Here is a 21,739-nt window from a genome sequence, read left to right on the forward strand (position 1 = left end):
TCTGAAGATAAGTGCTTAATTATGTCTGAAAAGCCACAGGTGACGTCATCACCCTCCTTCTTCAACAACCCTAGAAACCGTTCAATTATTTACCAGCTGCTGTTACTAGCAGGTTTGGGGTATTTCTTTTACGGTATTATTTCTAACACGCTGGCTAACTTAGAAGCCCGCGGTATCAAAAGCGGTTATGACTTCCTGTTTACGACTGCCGGATTCGATATTCTAATGTCGTTGGTGCCATACGATGCAACGCATACTTATGGTCGTACATTTATTGTCGGTTTATTAAATACTATTCTTGTTTCGACAATCGGGATCATTCTTTCGACGATCGTTGGCTTTATTATGGGGGTTGCGCACTTCTCTCATAACTTACTGATCAGAAAGCTGGCTGTCGCTTATGTAGAAACTTTCCGAAACATCCCACTACTACTTCAGATTTTCTTCTGGTATTTCGCAGTATTGGCAGCACTACCAAGTGCTCGTCAAAGCTTGAGCCTTGGGGAAGTGATCTTCTTAAACGTTCGCGGCCTCTACTTCCCAGGACTAAATGCTGAAAGTGGTGCAGGTATTGTTTATGGTGCGATTGCTGCTGCCATTGCCTCTATCTTTATCCTCAAGCGTTGGGCGAAGAAACGTCAAGATGACACCGGCCAGCAGTTCCCAGTATTACAAGCTAGTTTGGCTATTCTGTTTGTTTTACCTCTTGTTGCCCTATTTGCAGCAGGCGTACCGTTCACTTGGGACTTCCCTGAGCTTAAAGGCTTTAACTTCCGAGGTGGTGTAACGGTTATTCCTGAACTGATGGCACTTGCCTTAGCACTTACGGTTTATACCGGAGCATTTATTGCGGAAGCAGTAAGGGCGGGTGTTCAAGCAGTACCTCATGGTCAAACAGAAGCAGCACGTAGTATCGGCTTAAAAGAGAGCAAGATCATGAAGTTGATCGTTGTTCCTCAAGCCATGCGCGTTATTGTGCCTCTGCTTAACAGTGAGTATCAGAGCCTAGTTAAAAACTCGACTCTGGCAACAGCGATAGGCTATCCCGATCTATTCACCGTATTTGTTGGCACGACACTTAACCAAACAGGTCAGGCGATCGAGATCGTATTTATGACAATGGCGGTTTATTTTGTCGTTAACATGTCCATTTCTTTTGTTATGAACCGCTTCAATGCAAGCGTTTCTCTGACTGAACGTTAATCGGGAGTGATGAAATGAAAGAATTTAAACCACTACCCGATCAACCAGCACCGCGTGATACTGTAGGTCCAATTCATTGGATCAGAGATAATTTCTTTGACTCAATATCCAATTCGATTGCAACACTACTTATCCTTGCAGGTTTAGTGACGGTAATTCCTCCTCTGGTCGATTGGCTATTTATCTCGGCCAATTGGGCTGGCGCTACTCAAGACGCTTGCACAAAAGATGGTGCATGTTGGGTATTTGTAAAAGCTTGGTCGAAGCAGTTCTTCTATGGTAGCTACCCTGCCGAAGAAATTTGGCGTATCAATGTCTGTTTAATTGCCCTAGTCGGTATCATAACCGCATCTAATATGCTGAGTAAGGAACTGCGCAACAAGGTCGCTATTCCTCTTTTCTTAGCACTACCTTTCCTGTCTATTTTGATTTTGGATGGTAGCTGGATCGGTTTGGAATATGTTTCCACTGATTACTGGGGCGGTTTCTCACTGAACGTTTTACTGGCGGCTGCGAGTATTATCGTTGCCTTCCCATTAAGCTTTTTATGGGCTTTGGGACGACGTTCTGATATGCCTTTTATAAAAAGTGTGAGCATTGTACTGATTGAGTTCTTCCGTGGTGTACCCGTTCTGGCTCTGTTCTTTATGGGTTCAGTAATGTTGCCACTATTTTTCCCTGAAGGAACAAATGTAGATAAGCTCGTTCGTGTATGGATTGTGCTTACGCTCTTTATGTCTGGTTATATGGCTGAGGTTTTCCGAGGCGGTTTTCAGGCTGTCCCTAAAGGGCAGTACGAGGCAGCGGATTCACTGGGTCTAGGCTTTTGGCAAAAAACCTTGCTGATCATCCTACCTCAAGTCATCAAGATCTCTATGCCAAACATTCTGGCAACATTTATCATGCTCTTCAAAAATACGACGTTCTTATTGATCATCGGTATCTTTGAAATGTTGAGTACTACTCAAACAGCACTTGCTAATTCAAGTTGGTTAGGCGGTCATTCTACTGAAGGTTACCTTTTTGTAGCCATAGTCTTCTGGATCTGCTGTTTCAGCATGTCCATGATCAGCGCATCAATTGAACGTAAACTCGACACAAGCCATAAGAACTAAGAGGTTTTCCTTGTGAGCATAGAACACGAACAACGTATCGAAAACAACGACGATATCATCGTTATCAAGGACCTCAACAAATGGTATGGCGAGTTCCACGTATTAAAAGATATCAACCTACGCGTTAAAAAAGGCGAGCGTATAGTTATCTGTGGCCCTTCCGGCTCAGGTAAGTCAACTATGACTCGCTGCATTAACCGACTGGAAGAGTTTCAACGAGGTTCTCTTACCGTAAACGGTGTAGAGATGATTGAAGATGTGAAGAATATCGAAGCTATCCGCCGTGAGGTAGGTATGGTATTCCAACACTTCAACCTATTTCCTCATCTAACTATTCTAGAAAACCTAACGCTAGGACCTATCTGGGTTCAAAAGAAGCCTAAAAAAGAAGCTGAAGCAATCGCGATGAAGTATTTGGAAAGGGTTAAAATTCCTGACCAAGCGAATAAATTTCCAGGCCAGTTATCAGGTGGTCAGCAACAGCGTGTAGCTATCGCTCGATCCCTGTGTATGAACCCTGAAATTATGCTTTTCGATGAACCAACATCTGCGCTTGACCCTGAGATGATCAAGGAAGTGCTAGACGTAATGATCGAGCTAGCCGAAGAAGGCATGACGATGCTTTGCGTAACCCACGAGATGGGCTTCGCTAAGAAGGTTGCTGACCGTGTAATCTTTATGGATGCAGGTGAAATTGTGGAACAAAATACCCCAGAGGAGATCTTCCACAATCCACAAACAGATCGTTTACAGCTGTTCCTAAGCCAGATATTGGATCACTAATAGCCAATACCTAATAAAAACGAACTTTCCAGCGAAAGCAAAGCCGCTTACCTGTGTTACAGCTAAGCGGCTTTTTTTATTTTAATAATTTACTCTACAGGTTCCCCAGCTTCATCTTCTTCAACCATTTCAGTTTCCTGCAGAGCATCATTTACCCAAGCCTGAAGAGCGGGATGTTGTAAAACTGTCTGCATATAAGCAGAGGATTGCGGTGATAGCTCAATACCGTAAGTTACAAAACGCAAAACAGCTGGAGCGAAAAACACATCAACAATCGTAAAACTGCCAAATAACCAAGGCCCTGAATGTTGATGCGTAGCTCTTAATTCTGCCCAAAGAGCATCCATTCTTTGAATATCTTGCTGTGCTGCTGGGCTTAGCTCTATTTTACGTTTAGCTCGGCAGTTCATCGGCATCTCGTTACGTAACGCGTTAAAGCCAGAGTGCATTTCACTGACGATAGCTCGTGCTTTGGCCCGTTCAGACATATCACTCGGCCATGCAGCACCTTCTAGATAGCGCTCATTAACATACTCGCAAATAGCGAGAGAGTCCCAAACATTCAATTCACCATCGAGCAATACAGGCACTTTAGCTACGGGAGTATGCTGCTTTAACGTCTCATAAAATTCATCAGTGAAGAGGTTTATTTTAAGTTCATCAAATTCGACCTCAAAAGCTTTGAGCATCAACCAAGCTCTTAATGACCAAGACGAGTAGTTTTTATTCCCAATTATTAACTGCATAACATCCTCCGTATCTAGACCTAAGATTGTGGCAACTTGCTTTCTATCTGACTAACGAATAGTTTTGATAGCTCCTATTCGAAATATTGATGGATGACCCCTGTATGGATATAGATGCACTTCGCAGCTTTATCGCTTTTGTTGATACTGGAAGTTTTACTCGCGCGGCTAAACAGACCTTTCGTACGCAAAGTGCAATCAGCATGCAGATGAAAAAATTAGAAGAGGAAACAGGCCATAGCCTATTTACCAAAGAAGGGCGTAACCTTTCTTTAACCGACCAAGGCCAAGAACTGGTCAGTTATGCTCGAAGACTTATCGCTTTGCATGATGAAGCTATTGGACACTTTTCCATTACCCAAGCACAAAGACCATTAAGAATTGGATGCCCTGATGATTATGCGGAATCGGTTCTCCCACAACTATGCCAGCTTATCAGCGAAAGAATCCCAGATTTAAATTTTAATATTGAATGCAATTGCAGCAGTAAATTACGTTCAATGCTGGATTCGGGTGAATTAGATATCGCCATTCTTACCCGGGCGCCAGATGGCGACGAAGGCTTTGTACTTAAACATGACACCGGCGTATGGGTACATGGAGGTTATCCAGCACTGCTAGAGCAATCGCCACTGCCTTTGGTGTTATTTGAACCAGATTGTAAATTTCGAACCACAGCTGTTGATGGCTTAGAAAAGCAAGGGGTCGATTATCGTTTAGTTTGCGCTTCTTCCAGTTCAACTGCACTCAAGGGATTATTAAGAGAAGGCATAGGTATAAGCGCTATGGCGACTTCTAGCATTAGTAAAGATCTAGTGATCATTGATGAGAAACGCTTACCCCCTCTACCCTCTGTCGATATCGTTCTAGCGATCGCTCCTCGACCGCATCCTATGTTTGGCTCAGCTGTAGCGACGGAATTGAGTACAATTTTGTTAGAACAGAGCGAAAAAGCTACAACGCTTTAGCATAACGCTCTTTTAAGATAGCAACGCGCTCAACATAGGCTTTAGTTTCAGCATAGGGAGGCACGCCATTATAGCGTGTCACCGCTCCTGGGCCGGCATTGTAAGCTGCTGTACTTAGGGTGAGATCACCAGAGAAGTTCTGTAATAGCTGGGCTAGATACTTAGTCCCGCCCTCAATGTTTTGATTGGCATCCATGCTATTTGTAACCCCAAGATCTTTCGCTGTCGCCGGCATTAGTTGCATCAGACCTTGCGCCCCTACCCGAGAGACAGCATTAACTCGGAAAGCCGATTCAGCATGAATGACTGCACGGACCAAGGCTTCATCAACGCCGTATTTTTTCGACATCTCTTTAACTTGATCACTATGTGCATTCAAATTTAAAGGCGTGGTGTGCCAATTAACAGTTGAAGCTACACCACATGCAAAACAATCAAACCTCAGAACTTCAAATCCTATATTCAACGGTCTTTGATCTGAGAATGACAATACCCCGTCATCATTACGGTACTTATAAACTTTTTTGAGTGAAGAGGAGCTTTTATTGGTGTAGTTAACCTTCCTCTGCTTATCGCTAAGGTTGGTATATTCGACCCGTCCATCTGGGTGCACAATTTTCCGAATTTCGCCCGCAATAAGATTTACTGGCGTTAGCGAAACGAAAACACCAATAATCGTTAAAACTGCGGTTGAAGCCGTAGCTTTCCATATCTTCATAAACAGCAGTTTAGCAGCTATTAATCCCGGAGGTTAACCCTTCGCCATCACAGCTCTTTAGGGGGAAGAATTAATGAGGAAAACAGCAACCCTGTCACCAGCGCGATAGCAACAAAGCTCATGCTAAATGCCGTATCGATCCCTTCAAGCACATTCTTTTCAACCATAAGGGAGAGGCTCTGAAAACCAACACTTCCCGGTACCAGTAAGATAATACCCGGCATTAACATGACCGCTCGGGTAATCCCTGAAATACGCTCAAACAAGTTCGCTACCAAGCCTGTAATAAATGCGCCAATAAAAGCACCTAAGACCTGACCAAATAGCTGAGCCCCATACCAGGTTGCTGCAAAAGCAATACAACCACCTAGTACCACCCAATGCATATCAACTGGACGGCTCTGGAAAAGAAAGCACAGCCCGATGCCTGCATAGGCGATTGATAGCCATAGACTCCAGTCAGGCAGATACCATTCAAAGGTCACAGGTTGTGCTGGAAACAAGCCTGTTCCAATAGCATTACCAATGGCTACGCCAAAGCCTATCTGTAAGAATATAGTACCGGCATAAACCAATCGTGCTGTGCCCGAAACCATATTTTGCCGAGCCAACTCTGCTACTGCAGTGGTCAACGGCAAACCGGGGACTAACACAATCACCCCTGCAACTGTTGCAATATAGGGAGATGACAGCCACCCTAAACTAGCAACAAAATTGGCCACTAAAGCCGACAAAATCGCCGATAACGTCGGAAATAGATATTTAAGTGAATCAGTTTTTAAAAATTTAACCGCGATAAGTGCTGTGAGCATGCCGATAAAAAAAGCCACCAGCATCTCAGCTACAGCACCCCCTAAAAGGTGAGCGATACCTGCTGATAGCAACGCAAATCCAGCCATCTGACCTTTAACGCCAAACCTTGCACCTGAGTTAGAAATAGCTTTAAGTTGATGAGCACCTTCTGACACCTTGATAGATTCAGACATGACATCCCGAACCACCGTATTTACTTGGATCTGCCTCTCAAGGTTTACTTCGCCTTGATCTACACGGAAAACATAGGTTTTAGGCTCAGGCTCTTCTGGGTGTGAGAAGCTCATTATAAGGTTTGTAGGCTGCGCTAAACACTGAACACCAAAACCAAGGGTCTCACCCACTCGTTTCATCGTATTTTCTAGCTCATAAGCCGTCATCCCATAGGTGTGCAGAGCTTTGGCTAAGCGCAGCATAAAACCCACCGGCAAGGTTCTTGGCGGAAAGTTTGGCTGTTTATCTAATGAGTAATGATCAAGTAGATCAAACGACATAACGGCTTTGAATCCTCTATAGCCCTAAAACAAAAAAGGATAAATTATCGCTAATTTATCCTTTCCTAGATTCGATTGGCGAATTTTAATATCAGGTGATAACAGGTATCTCAGATTTAACATCTGCGTTTTGTGCTCGATCACGGAGTAAGTGATCCATCAACACAATTGCCATCATCGCTTCGGCAATTGGTGTTGCTCGAATACCCACGCAAGGGTCATGACGACCTTTCGTCACAACTTCAATCTCTTCACCGCGACTATTAATACTACGGCCCGGCAGACGCAAACTAGAAGTCGGTTTCAAGGCAATATGCGCAACGATATCTTGACCTGTAGATAAACCACCTAAGATACCACCCGAATGATTCGACAAGAAACCTTCAGGCGTCATCTCATCCCTGTGCTCCGTGCCTTTCTGTGAGACACAATCAAATCCATCACCAATCTCAACACCTTTTACAGCGTTGATGCTCATCAACGCATGAGCAAGGTCAGCATCAAGTCGATCGAAAATCGGCTCACCTAAACCAACAGGTGCGCCTGAAGCCACTACAGAGATTTTAGCACCTACAGAGTTACCCTCTTTTCGAAGCGCATCCATATAAGTTTCCATCTCAGACACAGCTTCGGCATCTGGAGAGAAGAATGGATTGTTAGGTACTTCATTCCAATCGAAGTTAGCTTCGTTAATTGCAATCGGACCTAATTGAGATAGGTAACCTTTAACTTCGATACCTTTAGACGCTAGATACTTTTTCGCAATAGCACCTGCTGCAACACGCATAGCAGTTTCACGCGCAGATGAACGGCCGCCACCACGATAATCACGGAAACCATATTTATGCGTGTAAACGTAGTCAGCATGGGCTGGACGGAACGTCTCTTCGATATTGGAGTAATCTTTAGAACGTTGATCGGTGTTTTTGATCAGCAAGCCAATTGGTGTACCAGTAGTTTTACCTTCGAAAACACCTGATAAAATCTCTACTTCATCAGCTTCACGGCGCTGAGTTGTATGACGAGAAGTACCTGGCTTACGGCGGTCTAAATCTAACTGTAGGTCAGCTTCAGAAAGCTCGATGCCTGGAGGGCAACCATCAACAATACAGCCAAGAGCCTTACCGTGGCTCTCACCAAATGTAGTGACTGTAAACAGCTTACCGTAACTATTTCCTGACATCGCAGTATTCCATCCAAAACGTTCTTAAAAATTCAGGGCGGGATTATACCAAACAATCCCGATGTTGGCGCAGTTCCTTAGCAGTAATCGCAAACACACCATTACCGCCGCGTTCAAACTCTAACCAAATGACCGGAATCTGTGGGTATTTCTCCATCATATGCACTTCACTATTACCTACCTCAACCACCAAAAGGCCATCTTCAGTTAGATAATCATTTGCTTGCGCAAGAATCTGACGTGTAATATCCAATCCATCAGGGCCAGAACCCAACGCTAGTTCTGGCTCATGATCGTATTCCTCCGGCATTGAAGCCAAATCGCTTTCGTCCACGTAAGGAGGATTACTCACAATCAGATCATACTTCTTACCCTGTAAGTTAGAAAACAGATCACTTTCAATAGCTTGAACACGATCACCCATTTCATGTTTCGCTATATTGATGTTAGAAACATCGATAGCATCAGAAGAGATATCGGCCAAATCAACTTCCGCTTCTTCGAAGGCATAAGCACAAGCTAAACCAATACAACCACTACCTGTACAGAGGTCCAAAACACGTTCAACCGGACCGTCTCGCAGCCATGGACTAAATTGATTCTCAATCAACTCAGCAATAGGTGATCGCGGAATTAGCACTCTCTCATCGACAAAGAAAGGTAATGAGCAGAACCAAGATTCGCCAATAATGTAAGGCAAGGGTCTACGCTCTACTGCGCGTTGATGAATAAAAGAGATGACCCGCTCTTTTTCTTCCTCAGTAAGGCGACCATCTAAAACTGCAGAGTTAACATCCCATGGAAGATAAACTGCACCTAATACGAGCTGAGTGGCCTCATCCCACGCATTATCAGTGCCATGACCGAAATAGACCTTATGTTGCGCAAATTGACTCATCGCATAACGGATGTAATCGCGTAAGCTGTGCAACTGGTTAGTAATAGAGTTTGAAGTTAAAGCTTGCTGGCTCATTCAGTCTGGACCGATATTTTGTTAAATTTAAAGGGCAATATTAATAAAACTCGCACAGGAACACCATGAAAGACCCCCGTGAGAATGAAGACATCGATTTTATGTCTGCAATGGAGGGCGTAACCCGCCATAAGCACGACAAAGCTGATACTCAAATAAAGAGATCAAAGAGTGATCTTCATAACAAGCAATACCGTCGCCAAGCTGCTATTCAGCAGGAAGATAAGGTCATCGATGGTTTATCCGATGAAGCAGTGGAGCTGGTGGAATCAAGCGAGGAGCTTTTATTTGCGAACCCTGGGGTACAGTTTCGTGTTCTAAAACGCCTGAAACAAGGGCATATCCCTTGGGAACAGGGTTTAGATCTTCACGGATACACAGTTGATCAAGCCCGCGATCAGCTCAGTAAATTTATTTTTGAAGCGAGAAGAAACAAAGCGAGATGCGTCATTGTCGTGCACGGCAAAGCGCATTCATCAGAAAGCCAGCAGGCAATGATCAAGTCTTACGTTAACGAGTGGTTAAAACGCCTAAACGGAGTACTCGCATTCTGTTCCGCACAGGCAAAAGATGGCGGCGCAGGAGCCCTTTACGTTTTGCTTAAACGCGATAAATAGCTAATTGATCGGATCACCGTTTTCTAACGCTTCCAATCTATCTCGCGTTGCAAGCCGCCCATACTCGATGGCCTCTGTTGCACGATGAAACTCATAAAAGCTACATAGGTCTTTAGGAATACGCACAAGTAAATCAGGCGGGTAACCGGCAATTTTATATTCAGCTAAACTCGCCTGCATCACCTCCACAGAGTTAAGTAGGACATCCATACGCCCCCCGATCTCTGTCGGCTGATCGGCAGTAACCTCTTCACTGCCTTCAGCAGCATTCGCATCCAGCATATGCCATTCATCACTCATACCGCTGCGTTTTAAGTACTGATTACTTGGTAGCTGCAAATGACTATGGTTTGAATCCCCTGTATTCAAATCTACCGCAATAATAAGATCAGCTTGAGCAGCAACAACGGGGATGATTGGAAGAGGGTTTAGTATACCACCATCAACCAGCACTCTCCCCTCTTTGACGACGGGAGTAAATAAACCTGGAACAGCAACGGACGCACGAATGGCGTCAAGTAGTGGGCCTTTTTGGTACCAAACTTCTTTTTGATGAGCTATATCAGCAGCCACAGCTGTAAAATCAATCTCAAAATTTTCGATATTAGGCGAACCTAAAATTTCAGCCAACTGCACAAATATTTTGTCGCCACGAATAGCCCCTCGTGACAGGGTAAAATCTAATAACCTAACCACTCTCATCCAGTTGAGGCTGGTTACCCACTCTTTATATTCGTTTAATTTCCCGGCAGCGTGCATTCCTCCCACTAAGGCACCCATTGAGCTTCCTGAGATAGATACGATCTCATATCCTCGACGCTCTATCTCTTCAATCGCTCCGATATGGGCATATCCTCTCGCTCCACCACTACCAAGAACTAATGAGACTGTTGCCATAATGACCTCCTAAGCACTGAAAGCCAGGAAAATTAAGTTAGCGTTCGATCTCCTTTGAGCTTATTAAAGCTCTTCTTTATAAATCATGATTGTTACATCACCCGTTTTTGACTTTGTTCCAAAAGCTCCAACGGGGTGTACATTCACTTGCTGAGCCAAAACGCCATTAGTGATTAACTTCGCTTTTAACTGATTACCCTGTTCCAGGGCGCTATTAAGTTTTTCCTGATAGGAACCAGCTGTAAAATCGGCAGAAACAATCCAAATTTTTTGCTTAGGTGTATTTTGAATGAAGGCTAAAAGTTTTTGGAAGCCTTCGTCAGTATCAACATACTCTTGAACCAACTCACTCTTATCTGAAACAGAACGATCAGAAGCCATTTCCAAAACATCTAATCGTAAATAAACTTTTTTGTTGCCTCTCTGGACTGAATACAAAGCGAAGTAACGTTGATTAAGCTTGAAGCTAGCTACTCGTTGAGTGGTGTCAATACCGTATAATCTCGAATACTTAAAAATGGTATTCGCCCATTGATTACTGCTACCGCATGCCCGCCCCTGACAATTAAATTGCTCGACTGCTCCCTGCTCCTCTAACTGCGCTGAGAAAAATTGGAATGCTTCACCGGAGGAATGATTTTGAGGAATGCGGTAGGTCAGTTGAAACAATTTACCGTTTAAACGCTCTTCTTTTTCAGGGGCAATAACGCCATTAATTTTCTCCAAGCCGCCCAAAACGAAACGATAATCCGCGTTTTCTATCTCTTTATACTGAACAATGGTAGATCGAGGAAAGCGCTCAAATAAGCCATAGTCACGACTTCCTCTAACATCGGAAGCAGACTGAACATTCATTGATAAAATTAAAAACAAACAAGGTACTAAAAAACGCATTCAATACTCCTGAAAACGTAAAGCCAATAATAGAGTTTAGGCCCATTGATTAATACGTTCAGCTAACAATTTCGCTGGATGAGGCTCTAAGTGCAAATGATGCCCTCCTTCCATATCAATCACTTCAGCATGAAAGAAATCACCTAACCAAGGGTTAATGATGCTATCTGCTGCACCACTCGACCCTCTTATAACTATAGCTTCTGATTTTACGGATTTAATAAAAGACGAGATCTGTGAAAAACTAAATCGAACCAATGATGGCATCATCAATTTTGGATCATTACTCCAAATATAGCCCCTCTCTGTTTTTGATAGCCCTCGTTCTAACAAAGCCTCAGCCGCTTCTCTAGAAACTGGCCAACGACCATTAATACGCGCTTGAATTGCATCTTCGTAGCATGCATAAGGACGTAACGTTTTAGCAACCATCTTGCTGCGCTTAATAACGGCATCAGCAAATAACTGAGGTAAATATTCCTCTTCATAGAACAGCGGTGCCAAACCCTCTATCAACATTAAACGCTCAACCCTTTCAGGAAAGGCTCCAGCAAATAGCATCGCAATACTCGCCCCCATCGAATGCCCAATAAGACTTACTTTCTTAATCGAAAGCGCGTCTAAAACCGCGCAAAGATCAGTAACGTTATCCCAAATATAATAAGGCATTACATCTGGTCGATGGTCTGAACGCCCATGACCAATTAAATCTATTGCTATTAACCTTATACCTTTGAGATTTTTCGCTAGGCAATAAAAACTAGCTGCATTATCCAACCAACCATGTAATGCAACCACTGGAGTGCCATTAGGATCTCCAAATTCAATGACTGCTACGGTATAACCAGGAATCTGTATATTGAAGCTAACTTTTTTGAACATAGGTAGAAAAACACTATTAACGATAATCAGTTAGGTACTATAAACCGAAATTACGATAAGATCTCAGCTAAAGAAAGTAATTGGAACTAGCGAAACATGACTCTACGACTTGAACTGGAAAAGGATCCTTCCCTCAAAAAGCCACAAAAAGTCTTTTTTGTACTGTTTGGCTTAATGTTTCTAATTGCTCCTTTTTATTATCAACCCAATTTAGGCGGTGAAGGCTTAAATATTCCCCATAATAGCTCATTATGGATAGTAGCCTGCTGGATTATCGCCGCAGCAAGTTATATCGTTTTCAAAACACAACAACTGGTTTTGCCTAAGTTTTGGTTTCCCTTAGCTCTATTGCCCTTAGGTGCCGTTATAACCAGCTATATAGCAGACAATAACAATCCCACAGAGTGGCTAGTTAGGCTTTTAGTTATCAGTGGTGGATATGTATTTTTCATAGCGCTATTCCAATTTAAATTGAATGCTAAGCAACTAGAAAGAAGCCTATATATTCTCTTATCTATGGGGCTTATTGCGGCCTTTTATGGGATAGTTCAAGTTCTCGACATTCCTCTTTTGTTCAACATTGTCCCCAAAACAAATAAAACAATCGCTATAGGCATTTTTCAGCAAGTTAATGTTCAAGCTGCAATGATGGCTACCACATTAACTTTGGTGTTTTATCTTATAAGTCGCCCAGCATGCAGAAGCCTCCACCCCATAATTATTATTGCATTACATTTAGCTGCGTTAGCATCCAGTTATAACATAGCAATTAGTGGCTCAAGGGTGGGCGTGCTAGGCGTCACAATTGCTTTAACATTATTAGTTATTGGCCGTTGGAAAATTTTTGCAGCATCAAAAACAATTTTTATCAGTGTATTGATAAGTGCGCTCATTGGTGGATTTTTAGGAAGCCAGGGTCTTGGTTCTACTACTAAAAAGTTTGATCGAATAATGGGGCAAGATATCAGATGGAGCATTTACGAAATGTCTTGGGAGCTATACACAGAAGCTCCAATCTTCGGGCATGGCCTAGGTAGTTTTCAGAAAGTATTCCAAGATAAAAGAGCGGACCACCAAGAAAAAGGAATACACAACCTAGGTAAGTCCCCGAAATTTGGCCACCCACATAATGAATTTATCTTCTGGCTAATTGAAGGGGGAAGCTTCGCAATCGTTGGCATAATTGCAGCGAGCTTGTATACATTTATACAATTAATTCGGTTAGGTTGGCAAAGAGGCTTCGGTTATGCGGCACTACTTGTTCCTATAACATTACACACACAAGTAGAGCTACCTTTTTACATTTCAAATACACCTTGGTTCCTACTACTCGTTTTACTGTTTCTAGTTCATCAATTCAGTAAAAAAACATACTCAATGAGAGGGTTATCATTAACTGCTCGCCGAACAATACCTATTAGCACTACGATCATTGCATTAGTTTCAACAAACAGCCTAGTTCAAGCGCAAGTGGGAAATGCAGGGATACTGAACTACTTTAAGAGCGGACAAAAAAATCCTGCTTTACTTCAATCATCAATTAAATCTTCATATTTCGAAGATTACACAAGCTTTTTAATTCTGAGGAATAATATGTTTATGGGTATTTCGCAAAACAACCCTAAACATGCAATTACTTACGCGAATTGGGCTGAAGAGCAAATTAAGGTTAATCCGGCTTTGATCTACTACAGAAACTTAGCCATCGCCTATGACTATACGAATCGTAATAATGAGCGTGATAAGATAATGAAAATTGCGATGAGTACTTATCTGAATAATTTAGATCTGCAGCAGCTTAACCAGCAGTTTATGCAAAAAGATCTTAAGGATAAAAATAGTAGTGGCGCTACCAAACAGTTAGATACGTCGAACTAAACACCCAAGCCCAGCTGCTGGCCAATCAGCTTCCAGTTGGGCTATTTCACCACAATTAAATGCCGCAGGGTTATAAGCATTCCCTTCACAACATATAGCCTCTACATAAGAGATTAAGGGCATATGCGTAACCACGAGTGGGCAACGATTTTCAAAGTTCTCTAGAAAGGCTAAAGCATTCGCAGGATCAGATTCTGGCGTCCACAGCTCCGAAATAAACTGCTCAACCCCACCTAACTGCTGATTAACTATTTCCGCAGTCTGACAGGCTCTGACATAAGGGCTATGAATAACACAATCCACGCCTTTGAGATAAGATACAGCTGTCTTCAATCTTGACCTGAGCCTTTCCACGCCCTCAGGCGTTAGTTTACGCTGTGCATCAGATTCAGCAAAAAACTCGGCTTCACCATGCCGCATTAAGAAGAAATTCATTCGCCTTCTCTAGGCAAGACAAATTCAACATCAGTACTCTGCTCGCTCATCATCAGCATTTTTACAACTTGCGCGACAGGTGCATGGTTAAAAACAACTTCATATAAACCTGCAACAAGAGGCATATAAACACCCATTGCAGCAGCTTTTTCTTTGACGTGTTTAATCGTGTTAACACCTTCGGCAACTTGCCCTAAAGCCTCAACCGCTTCATCTAAGGTTTTGCCCTCACCTAAGGCATATCCAACGCGGTAGTTACGACTTAAAGGCGACATACAGGTCACAATCAAATCACCAACACCTGCAAGACCAATAAATGTCATGGGGTTTGCACCCATGCACACCGCAAATCGACTCATTTCAGCCAAGCTACGTGTCATTAACATACTCTTGGTGTTTTCACCCATACCAAGTGCAGCACTCAAACCCGCCGCAATCGCATAAATATTCTTCAGCGTGCCACCAAGCTCTACACCGTAAGTATCGGAGCTAGCATAAACACGAAAATAAGAGCTATGCAGGATATCCTGAACGAGTGTTCTAACATCTGCTGAATCACTAGCAATTACCGTTGCAGTTAACTGTTTAGCAGCCACCTCTTTTGCCAGATTAGGTCCACTTAAGACGCCAATACGAGCATCAGGCACTTCTTCTGTCAGGATCTCGCTCATCAAGCTAAATGTCTTAGCCTCAATCCCCTTAGTTGTACTTACAAGCATCTGCTCCGGCTTTAACCAAGGCTTAGCCTGCTTAATCACTTGCCTAAAGGACTGACTCGGAATAGAGACAAAAACCAGTTCTGCATCAAGGAGAACATCTTCTAACGAACAAGATGCCGTAATATTTTTAGAGAGTTGGTAGTCAGGAAGGTAACGAGGATTTTCATGGAACTCGTTTATATGATCAGCTCTTTCCTGATCACGTAACCACAAACTAACTTTATGACCATTATCAGCGACAATGTTCGCTATCACCGTGCCAAAGCTACCAGCCCCTAGCACTGCAACCTTACGAATATCAGACATAGATAAATTTCGCTTCTACCAACTATTTTTCCGAATCGTCCATACTATCTAGGACTTTATTAACGCCTTTAAACAGGTAAATCACGATTAGATAGCCCAAAGCAGCCAAGCCTAAAAAAAGCATAAGCTGCAATGGATCTTCCGTGCGCTGATAACCTGCCACACCTAAAGCTGCAATGACTGCGCTGAAAACAACTGCAGCAATAGAGGCGATACGATTAGTTTTGTGTTTGTCCTGATCTGTCACTTTCAACATCACTTTCAGGGTTAATTACTGTCTCAACCGAAGGTTCATCAGCTGCAACAGGCTCAACCGCACTTTCATCAGCTACGTCTTCGTTTGTTTTTTCTTCCACTAGGTCAGCGTTTGGTTCCTGAACAGCTTCAGGCGTTACTTCAGCCGTTTTATCTTCGCCAGTTTCTTCAACCTTTTTCTCTTCAAGCTCTGCTTCGTCAATCGGTGCTTGTTCTACGTTTGATTCTTCGCCCTCTGTCTCTGTAACAGGAGCTTCAGCAGTAGTTTCAGGTGCTTCTTCCATTGCGGGTTCAGAAACAGCAGACTTAGGCTCAGCTAAAAGCTCGGCTTCAGGGTGAACACATTCCAGCTTAACACCTGTTTCAGCTTCAATTTCTGGAATAAGGAAGGAATCATCTTCACAAGCGAAACAGATTGATGCACCTGTGGCACCGGCACGACCTGTACGACCTATGCGGTGAACATAGTCATCAGGGTCTTCTGGCAGCTGATAGTTAAATACGTGAGTAACACCATCAATGTGGATACCACGACCTGCGACATCGGTCGCAACTAGCACCTGAATTTTACCGCTGCGGAAATCTTCTAACGTTTTTACGCGTTTTTGCTGTGGAATTTCACCTGACATAAGCGCAGCTTTAATTCCATCTTTACATAGACGGTCTGCTAGCTTACGCGTCTCATCACGGCGGTTACCAAAAACGATAACCTTTTCCGCGTGATCCTTATCCATGTAATTACGAAGCAAACGGTACTTTTGCTCGCCAGAGACTAAATAAACGGTCTGACTAACATTGTCCGTCGTTTTAATTTCTGGTGCGATCTCGATTTTAACCGCATCCAAAGTCCACTGCTCTGCAAGGTTAAGTACTTCATCCGTAAACGTTGCACTGTAAAGTAGTGTCTGTCGATCACTACCTTTACGCGGTGTGTTACGGACAATAGTTCTTACATCGGGGATAAAGCCCATGCTCAGCATGCGGTCGGCTTCATCAAGAACAAGCACCTCAACATTCCATAGATCGACATCCTTTCGATTGATGAAGTCGATCAATCGACCTGGCGTAGCGACTAAGATATCAACTGGCTTACGTTTCAGATTTTGGCGCTGCTTTTCATAATCCATACCGCCAACAAGGCTAACAATATGTAAACCTGTGTACTTCGCTAGGCCTTTTGCGTCTTCAGCAATTTGCAGTGCAAGCTCGCGCGTAGGTGCAACGACCAAAGCTCGAGGTTCTGCTAAACGAGGTTTCTCGTCTAACGGGTAGTCAATCAAATCCGTAACAATACCCAGAAGGAAAGCTGCAGTTTTACCGGTACCAGTCTGCGCTTTACCAATGATATCTTTGCCCGCGAGTGCAGCAGGAATAGTTTCAGCTTGGATCCCTGTGCAGTATTCAAATTTAAGGTCATAAACCGCATGAAGGACGTCATCCGGCAGATTAAAATCTAAGAAACGCTTTTTACCTTCTGCCTCAGGCACGACGAATTGTTCTGGGTTCCAAGACGCAGCTTTAGAGCGGTTGTTGTAACGACGACGTCGTTGAGGCTTACGTGCAGATGAATTTCTTTTTTTGTTAGCACTTTCAGTCTGCTCAACTGATTTATTTTCTGTACTCAATTCAACAATTCCTAAGAAAAATTTCGCCGATAAGGCGGTAAAGCGGCTAAGAGCTGCTTTCCATAACGACGGGTAATAAACCGTCGATCAAGCAATGTTATTTTGCCGCTATCGCTCTCAGTTCGTAATAAACGCCCTGTAGCCTGAGTGAGACGCATTGATGCCATGGGGATAACCCATTCTTGAAAAGGGTTACGCCCTTGAGATTCTAACCATTCACCATAAGTTGCCTCAACTGGATCATCCGGGACCCCAAATGGCAACTTAGTGATAATTACATGCTTAAGGTAATCACCAGGTAAATCTACACCCTCAGCAAAAGAAGCTAAACCAAAAATAATACTTGGTTTGCTAGCATCGATACGCTCTCTGTGTTGTCGCAAAATTTCATGCTTTGCAAGTTCGCCTTGCACAAGAATATCTGCTGATATACTAGCAGGCATACGCTCAAGAACATACCGCATCTGACGCCATGAGCTAAATAACACCAAGGATGCACTGCCCGGCTCCAACATAGGCAATAACATTGCCGATATCTCTTCATTATGATCATCAGGATTACCAGGATCGGTCTTCATCGCAGGCACATGCAATTCAGCCGCATTTTGGAAATCAAATGGGCTCATAAAGATATTACAAGGACTATCAGTAGGTATGCCAAGATCAGCATACAGTCGATCAAAACGTCCTAGTGCGGTTAACGTTGCCGAAGTGATAACGGCACCGTAGCAGTTTTTCCAGAGGTGCTCTTGCAAGGTTTCCGCCGCAGACACCGGGCTACTGCAACACTCAATATCAATGCCATCATTACCATCTACTTTAACGATCCAGCGTGCCGTCGGCAGTCCTGTTGTCGAATCAGATGCAGCGTAAGACTTAGCTAACCAATACATCGATTGCATACGGGATAAAAGCACTCCCATCTGCGGATACCAAGCTTCACAGATAGCTAGGGGCGGATCCGCTAACTCACCATCCATTCCTTCTTTCAGAAGATCAACAATCTGCTCAAATTTTAAAACGACTCTCTCAGCAGCCTGAGCAAAATTATGAAAGGACAACTGTAAAGGTTCAGGAATCATACCTTGCGCAAAACGATAGCGATCACTTGGGCCTTGGAGTTTATCTTCAAGTATTTGATTTAACAGAAGTTGGACTTCCTTCAAGGAATTTTCCATATCTGCAAAAGGGTTAGCTAACTTCTCGATACAATTTCGAAGTACTATGTGATCAGACGCGTCATTCAATAATTTATTGAGGCTGCGTGTTGCTTTACTCATCCAACGGATACTGGATTTAACACGTAAGCTATAAGAAAAATGCCCCGTAGTTTTAGTGCCTAGGTGATGGCCTTCATCAAAGACATAGATGGTATCTTCCGGCGGCGACAGAATAGCGCCGCCTCCAAGAGAGAGATCAGCTAAAACAAGATCGTGGTTGGCAACTATCAGATCCCATTTATCCAATTCTTGTCTCGCCTTAAAGAATGGACAGATTGAAAAGTTACTGCAGCGACGATTTGTACACTGCATATGATCGCTAGTAGACAACCGCCAAACAGCATCAGGCACTGTATTCTTTAAAGCATCCCTATCGCCATCCCACTCACCCGAGGCATAGTGACTAAGTAGAGATTTAACCTCGTCAATATCTGAGGTCTGAAGTTTTTGAGCCACTTCATCTTCATACAATGCAATTTGGCCTAATTCATTCTGTTGCTCCAATATCTTCTCTGCATTGGAAATACAAAAATATCGTCCTCGGCCTTTAGCTAAACCATAAGTAAGATTGATTCCGGCATCGCTAATCAGCTGTGGAAGGTCTTTAAGAATCAGCTGTTCTTGAAGAGCAACTGTTGCTGTAGAAACAACGACTTTCTTTTTTCGTTGCTGGGCTATAGGGACAGAAGCCAAAAGATAGGCCATCGTCTTACCCGTACCAGTACCAGCCTCAGTAACACAGATATGCTGACCACTCGTTCTCTCGCCCTCAGAATTGGCAGTAATAGCACCCAGAGTTTTCGCAACCTCCGCAATCATCAACTTCTGGCCATAGCGAGACTTCAATCCTCTGTTATTGAGAAAAGTACTATAGGCCTGCTGTATTGTTTGCTTGAGCTGCTTATCTAACAAAACCGTAATCCATAAAATATCTAGGCGCGATTCTAACAGTTCTGAAGGTTTAATAACAAAAATACTGTATAAAAAAACATAAGTTGCTTTACAAAACCAAAATACTGTATAAAAATACACATACTGTATAAACAAACAGACATAATCATGAAGCTGACTAAACGACAAACGGAAGTTCTGGATTGCATCAAGCGTCACATTGGCGATACCGGCTACCCACCTACTCGCGCAGATATTGCCCGCGATTTAGGGTTTAAATCAGCCAATGCAGCTGAAGAACACTTAAAAGCGCTGGCAAAAAAAGGCGCTATCGAAATTATTCCGGGTACTTCACGAGGTATCAGAGTACCTGAATTGGAAGAGGAAAATAGCGGCCTACCGATTGTTGGTCAGGTAGCAGCAGGATCGCCAATACTTGCTCAAGAGCATGTTGAAGATCACTGCACAATCTCCTCTGACTTCTTCCACCCTAAGGCGGATTATCTATTAAGGGTGAAAGGCAGCAGTATGAAAGATGTAGGCATCATGGACGGTGATCTACTGGCAGTACACCAATGCCAAACAGCAAAGGATGGGCAGATTGTAGTCGCTCGAATAGAAGATGAGGTCACCGTAAAACGCTTTAAGCGCGAAGGTAACATCGTTTATCTAATTGCTGAAAACGAAGAGTTTGAACCGATTGTAGTGGATTTAAACGAACAACCACTGGCAATAGAAGGTTTAAGCGTCGGCGTTATTCGTAGAGGTAACTAACCATGATGGCATTTCACGCAAACCAAACTGCACCAATCATGCAGAGCACATCTGCAAATGAAAAGATTTTCACCAAGCAAAAGCCAGCTAATCAGCTAGCAGGTACGATGACTGAAATCGTTGTCCAAGAGGAGAATTTTTCTAACATCCCAATGTTGATGCCATTACTTGCACAACTAAGTCAGGATGATCGCTGGTTTGTGTGGATTGCTCCACCTGTGTTATTACCAAAAAACCTTCTGATTGAGGCAGGCATTGATCTGACTAAAGTCATTCTGCTCAACCCAGATAACAAGCATAGCACCTTTGAGCTTGCTAAACAGGCACTAAGCACAGGCACTAGCCACGCGGTAATATCATGGCCTGGATACTTAAATGATGAAGAGTTTAACGACTTAGAAAGTGCCGCTAAGAAAGGACAAAGTCACGGAATTATAATTAGACGCCGTCAACATAGCTAAAAGTATTTTCTAGTTTTGTTAAGGGCGCCTAACCGAAGTAATATCACCCCAATAATGAGCTTTACCTGAAAGGAGCTCATTATCGGAAATGACTTAATGGATAGTTGGTGGGATCTCTTCTTCAGGCTCTTGTTCTAAACCCACCCCAGATTCTGCCATCATCTGAATGCCTGCAGTTAACATAACGCGAGCGACATCTAGATATTGATCACTTAATTGTTCTTTAAGCGCATCAGAAAAATTAACTTTAATCATCGGCTCTTCATCGCTATCCATATTTCGGATTGCTAAGCCGCCTTCATCAAGTTCGATTATTTCAAGCACAGTCTCGGGTGTTAGTCCTGACACTTAATTTACCACTCTTGCATGCCTTCTCTAAGGCGATTAACTAATTCAGAGAGTGAATCAAACCAAGTTTGATACTCAGTAATGATTTCACCATCCTCTGCATGATCAGGGTTGATCTGCAACACATGTATTTCAGAAACACTGCTAGTTTCAGTCACAGTCTGTTTAGCATCAGAACCATGCCAGCATGCTTCATAAGCAGACATCATTTTATGCAACCAAGATGAATTATCGGACTCTAGGTTGCTTAACTGTCTCAATTCAGGGCTTTCGACGCCAGTCTTACCCATTTCAGCAGCTAACGCACGATAACCTTGAAAGCTTTCAGTATCGACCTTATACCATTCAGCAATTTCGCGTAAAAAAGCATCGTAGGCTGATGTTAGGTGGAACAGCACTGATTCATTATAAGACTCAATCAATGCATGCTTACTCCAGCTAGTGTCATCTTGAGCTTTTTTAAGTTGCTCTAGATGAAGTCGTGTAAAGCTTAACTTCTGATTCGTGCGTGCCTGATATATACCGCTCATGAAATCCCCGA

Annotated in this window: 22 protein-coding genes and 1 pseudogene; 8 read left to right on the plus strand and 15 right to left on the minus strand. The window is 43.2% G+C overall.

Going from position 1 to position 21,739, the window contains the following annotated elements; all coding sequences use genetic code 11:
* The first annotated feature begins 21 nt into the window (after nucleotides 1-21).
* The 3 genes from ACMXYX_RS10535 to ACMXYX_RS10545 are packed head-to-tail and all read left to right on the plus strand — an operon-like array spanning nucleotide 22 to nucleotide 3,101.
* Nucleotides 22-1,203, plus strand: a complete 1,182-nt coding sequence (locus ACMXYX_RS10535) for an amino acid ABC transporter permease (protein ID WP_415884113.1) — start codon at nucleotides 22-24, stop codon at nucleotides 1,201-1,203.
* A 14-nt stretch (nucleotides 1,204-1,217) separates the two neighbouring features.
* Nucleotides 1,218-2,318, plus strand: coding sequence for an amino acid ABC transporter permease (locus ACMXYX_RS10540; RefSeq protein WP_415884112.1), 1,101 nt, complete (start codon nucleotides 1,218-1,220; stop codon nucleotides 2,316-2,318).
* Between the two features lie 12 nt (nucleotides 2,319-2,330).
* Nucleotides 2,331-3,101, plus strand: a complete 771-nt coding sequence (locus ACMXYX_RS10545; protein WP_415884111.1) for an amino acid ABC transporter ATP-binding protein — start codon at nucleotides 2,331-2,333, stop codon at nucleotides 3,099-3,101.
* A gap of 89 nt (nucleotides 3,102-3,190) precedes the next feature.
* On the opposite strand, the gene ACMXYX_RS10550 is transcribed toward ACMXYX_RS10545, so the two are convergent.
* Entirely contained in the window at nucleotides 3,191-3,847 is a 657-nt protein-coding gene (locus tag ACMXYX_RS10550; protein WP_415884110.1) for a glutathione S-transferase family protein, read from the minus strand.
* Nucleotides 3,848-3,951: 104 nt separating this feature from the next.
* On the opposite strand from ACMXYX_RS10550, the gene ACMXYX_RS10555 reads away from it, so the two are divergent.
* Complete coding sequence (locus tag ACMXYX_RS10555) at nucleotides 3,952-4,815, plus strand: LysR substrate-binding domain-containing protein (protein WP_415884109.1); 864 nt, start codon at nucleotides 3,952-3,954, stop codon at nucleotides 4,813-4,815.
* Here ACMXYX_RS10555 and ACMXYX_RS10560 read toward each other — a convergent pair.
* From ACMXYX_RS10560 to prmB, 4 genes are all read right to left on the minus strand, one after another.
* Nucleotides 4,802-5,533, minus strand: a complete 732-nt coding sequence (locus tag ACMXYX_RS10560; protein ID WP_415884108.1) for a lytic transglycosylase domain-containing protein — start codon at nucleotides 5,531-5,533, stop codon at nucleotides 4,802-4,804. The two genes, ACMXYX_RS10555 and ACMXYX_RS10560, sit on opposite strands and share 14 nt — an antisense overlap.
* A gap of 47 nt (nucleotides 5,534-5,580) precedes the next feature.
* The gene (locus ACMXYX_RS10565) at nucleotides 5,581-6,840 is read right to left on the minus strand and encodes a threonine/serine ThrE exporter family protein (RefSeq protein ID WP_415884107.1); all 1,260 of its coding nucleotides are present in this window, start codon (nucleotides 6,838-6,840) and stop codon (nucleotides 5,581-5,583) included.
* A 91-nt stretch (nucleotides 6,841-6,931) separates the two neighbouring features.
* Nucleotides 6,932-8,023, minus strand: a complete 1,092-nt coding sequence (gene aroC, locus ACMXYX_RS10570) for a chorismate synthase (RefSeq protein WP_415884106.1) — start codon at nucleotides 8,021-8,023, stop codon at nucleotides 6,932-6,934.
* Between the two features lie 43 nt (nucleotides 8,024-8,066).
* Nucleotides 8,067-8,996 carry a 50S ribosomal protein L3 N(5)-glutamine methyltransferase gene (gene prmB, locus ACMXYX_RS10575; RefSeq protein WP_415884105.1) on the minus strand — a complete coding sequence of 310 codons (930 nt, stop codon included), beginning with the start codon at nucleotides 8,994-8,996 and terminating at the stop codon, nucleotides 8,067-8,069.
* Nucleotides 8,997-9,061: 65 nt separating this feature from the next.
* Between prmB and ACMXYX_RS10580 the strand changes: the two genes are divergently transcribed.
* Nucleotides 9,062-9,613 carry a Smr/MutS family protein gene (locus tag ACMXYX_RS10580; protein ID WP_415896464.1) on the plus strand — a complete coding sequence of 184 codons (552 nt, stop codon included), beginning with the start codon at nucleotides 9,062-9,064 and terminating at the stop codon, nucleotides 9,611-9,613.
* Here the strand turns inward: ACMXYX_RS10580 and ACMXYX_RS10585 are convergent, their stop codons facing one another.
* The 3 genes from ACMXYX_RS10585 to ACMXYX_RS10595 form a co-directional block, all read right to left on the minus strand.
* On the minus strand, nucleotides 9,614-10,510 hold the full coding sequence (locus ACMXYX_RS10585; protein WP_415884103.1) for a patatin-like phospholipase family protein: 897 nt from the start codon (nucleotides 10,508-10,510) through the stop codon (nucleotides 9,614-9,616).
* Between the two features lie 63 nt (nucleotides 10,511-10,573).
* On the minus strand, nucleotides 10,574-11,404 hold the full coding sequence (locus ACMXYX_RS10590; RefSeq protein WP_415896465.1) for a DUF4892 domain-containing protein: 831 nt from the start codon (nucleotides 11,402-11,404) through the stop codon (nucleotides 10,574-10,576).
* A 36-nt stretch (nucleotides 11,405-11,440) separates the two neighbouring features.
* On the minus strand, nucleotides 11,441-12,286 hold the full coding sequence (locus tag ACMXYX_RS10595; protein ID WP_415896466.1) for an alpha/beta fold hydrolase: 846 nt from the start codon (nucleotides 12,284-12,286) through the stop codon (nucleotides 11,441-11,443).
* 96 nt (nucleotides 12,287-12,382) lie between these two features.
* Here ACMXYX_RS10595 and ACMXYX_RS10600 point away from each other — a divergent pair, with 96 nt between their 5' ends.
* On the plus strand, nucleotides 12,383-14,164 hold the full coding sequence (locus ACMXYX_RS10600; RefSeq protein WP_415896467.1) for a Wzy polymerase domain-containing protein: 1,782 nt from the start codon (nucleotides 12,383-12,385) through the stop codon (nucleotides 14,162-14,164).
* On the opposite strand, the gene sixA is transcribed toward ACMXYX_RS10600, so the two are convergent.
* From sixA to dinG, 5 genes and pseudogenes are all read right to left on the minus strand, one after another.
* A complete protein-coding gene (sixA, locus tag ACMXYX_RS10605) occupies nucleotides 14,147-14,599 on the minus strand; it encodes a phosphohistidine phosphatase SixA (RefSeq protein WP_415896468.1) in 453 nt (150 codons plus the stop codon). The genes ACMXYX_RS10600 and sixA overlap by 18 nt on opposite strands.
* On the minus strand, nucleotides 14,596-15,624 hold the full coding sequence (locus ACMXYX_RS10610) for an NAD(P)H-dependent glycerol-3-phosphate dehydrogenase (RefSeq protein ID WP_415896469.1): 1,029 nt from the start codon (nucleotides 15,622-15,624) through the stop codon (nucleotides 14,596-14,598). Before ACMXYX_RS10610 ends, sixA begins: the two co-directional genes overlap by 4 nt.
* 22 nt (nucleotides 15,625-15,646) lie before the next feature.
* Entirely contained in the window at nucleotides 15,647-15,871 is a 225-nt protein-coding gene (locus ACMXYX_RS10615) for a hypothetical protein (RefSeq protein WP_415884097.1), read from the minus strand.
* Between the two features lie 325 nt (nucleotides 15,872-16,196).
* A pseudogene (locus tag ACMXYX_RS10620) lies at nucleotides 16,197-17,504 on the minus strand (DEAD/DEAH box helicase); the annotation flags it as partial.
* Between the two features lie 11 nt (nucleotides 17,505-17,515).
* The gene (gene dinG, locus ACMXYX_RS10625; protein ID WP_415905978.1) at nucleotides 17,516-19,636 is read right to left on the minus strand and encodes an ATP-dependent DNA helicase DinG; all 2,121 of its coding nucleotides are present in this window, start codon (nucleotides 19,634-19,636) and stop codon (nucleotides 17,516-17,518) included.
* 144 nt (nucleotides 19,637-19,780) lie between these two features.
* On the opposite strand from dinG, the gene lexA reads away from it, so the two are divergent.
* Together lexA and ACMXYX_RS10635 are read left to right on the plus strand one after the other, a co-directional pair.
* A complete protein-coding gene (lexA, locus tag ACMXYX_RS10630) occupies nucleotides 19,781-20,389 on the plus strand; it encodes a transcriptional repressor LexA (RefSeq protein WP_415884649.1) in 609 nt (202 codons plus the stop codon).
* Nucleotides 20,390-20,391: 2 nt separating this feature from the next.
* Complete coding sequence (locus ACMXYX_RS10635) at nucleotides 20,392-20,850, plus strand: cell division inhibitor SulA (protein WP_415905979.1); 459 nt, start codon at nucleotides 20,392-20,394, stop codon at nucleotides 20,848-20,850.
* A gap of 93 nt (nucleotides 20,851-20,943) precedes the next feature.
* On the opposite strand, the gene ACMXYX_RS10640 is transcribed toward ACMXYX_RS10635, so the two are convergent.
* Together ACMXYX_RS10640 and ACMXYX_RS10645 are read right to left on the minus strand one after the other, a co-directional pair.
* Nucleotides 20,944-21,198: a hypothetical protein gene (locus tag ACMXYX_RS10640; protein ID WP_415884094.1), complete on the minus strand. Its 255-nt coding sequence runs from the start codon at nucleotides 21,196-21,198 to the stop codon at nucleotides 20,944-20,946.
* A 5-nt stretch (nucleotides 21,199-21,203) separates the two neighbouring features.
* Complete coding sequence (locus tag ACMXYX_RS10645) at nucleotides 21,204-21,728, minus strand: DUF6586 family protein (RefSeq protein WP_415896470.1); 525 nt, start codon at nucleotides 21,726-21,728, stop codon at nucleotides 21,204-21,206.
* Nucleotides 21,729-21,739 lie beyond the last annotated feature (11 nt).

The organism is Neptuniibacter sp. QD72_48 (genome assembly GCF_047778065.1).
Taxonomy (GTDB): domain Bacteria; phylum Pseudomonadota; class Gammaproteobacteria; order Pseudomonadales; family Balneatricaceae; genus Neptuniibacter.

Excerpts from the sequence above, each read along its gene's own strand:
- ACMXYX_RS10535 (WP_415884113.1), top strand. The coding sequence starts at position 22 with ATGTCTGAAAAGCCACAGGTGACGTCATCACCCTCCTTCTTCAACAAC.
- ACMXYX_RS10540 (WP_415884112.1), top strand. The coding sequence starts at position 1,218 with ATGAAAGAATTTAAACCACTACCCGATCAACCAGCACCGCGTGATACT.
- ACMXYX_RS10550 (WP_415884110.1), bottom strand. The coding sequence starts at position 3,847 with ATGCAGTTAATAATTGGGAATAAAAACTACTCGTCTTGGTCATTAAGA.
- ACMXYX_RS10555 (WP_415884109.1), top strand. The coding sequence starts at position 3,952 with ATGGATATAGATGCACTTCGCAGCTTTATCGCTTTTGTTGATACTGGA.
- ACMXYX_RS10560 (WP_415884108.1), bottom strand. The coding sequence starts at position 5,533 with ATGAAGATATGGAAAGCTACGGCTTCAACCGCAGTTTTAACGATTATT.
- ACMXYX_RS10565 (WP_415884107.1), bottom strand. The coding sequence starts at position 6,840 with ATGTCGTTTGATCTACTTGATCATTACTCATTAGATAAACAGCCAAAC.
- aroC (WP_415884106.1), bottom strand. The coding sequence starts at position 8,023 with ATGTCAGGAAATAGTTACGGTAAGCTGTTTACAGTCACTACATTTGGT.
- prmB (WP_415884105.1), bottom strand. The coding sequence starts at position 8,996 with ATGAGCCAGCAAGCTTTAACTTCAAACTCTATTACTAACCAGTTGCAC.
- ACMXYX_RS10580 (WP_415896464.1), top strand. The coding sequence starts at position 9,062 with ATGAAAGACCCCCGTGAGAATGAAGACATCGATTTTATGTCTGCAATG.
- ACMXYX_RS10585 (WP_415884103.1), bottom strand. The coding sequence starts at position 10,510 with ATGGCAACAGTCTCATTAGTTCTTGGTAGTGGTGGAGCGAGAGGATAT.
- ACMXYX_RS10590 (WP_415896465.1), bottom strand. The coding sequence starts at position 11,404 with ATGCGTTTTTTAGTACCTTGTTTGTTTTTAATTTTATCAATGAATGTT.
- ACMXYX_RS10595 (WP_415896466.1), bottom strand. The coding sequence starts at position 12,286 with ATGTTCAAAAAAGTTAGCTTCAATATACAGATTCCTGGTTATACCGTA.
- ACMXYX_RS10600 (WP_415896467.1), top strand. The coding sequence starts at position 12,383 with ATGACTCTACGACTTGAACTGGAAAAGGATCCTTCCCTCAAAAAGCCA.
- sixA (WP_415896468.1), bottom strand. The coding sequence starts at position 14,599 with ATGAATTTCTTCTTAATGCGGCATGGTGAAGCCGAGTTTTTTGCTGAA.
- ACMXYX_RS10610 (WP_415896469.1), bottom strand. The coding sequence starts at position 15,624 with ATGTCTGATATTCGTAAGGTTGCAGTGCTAGGGGCTGGTAGCTTTGGC.
- ACMXYX_RS10635 (WP_415905979.1), top strand. The coding sequence starts at position 20,392 with ATGATGGCATTTCACGCAAACCAAACTGCACCAATCATGCAGAGCACA.
- ACMXYX_RS10645 (WP_415896470.1), bottom strand. The coding sequence starts at position 21,728 with ATGAGCGGTATATATCAGGCACGCACGAATCAGAAGTTAAGCTTTACA.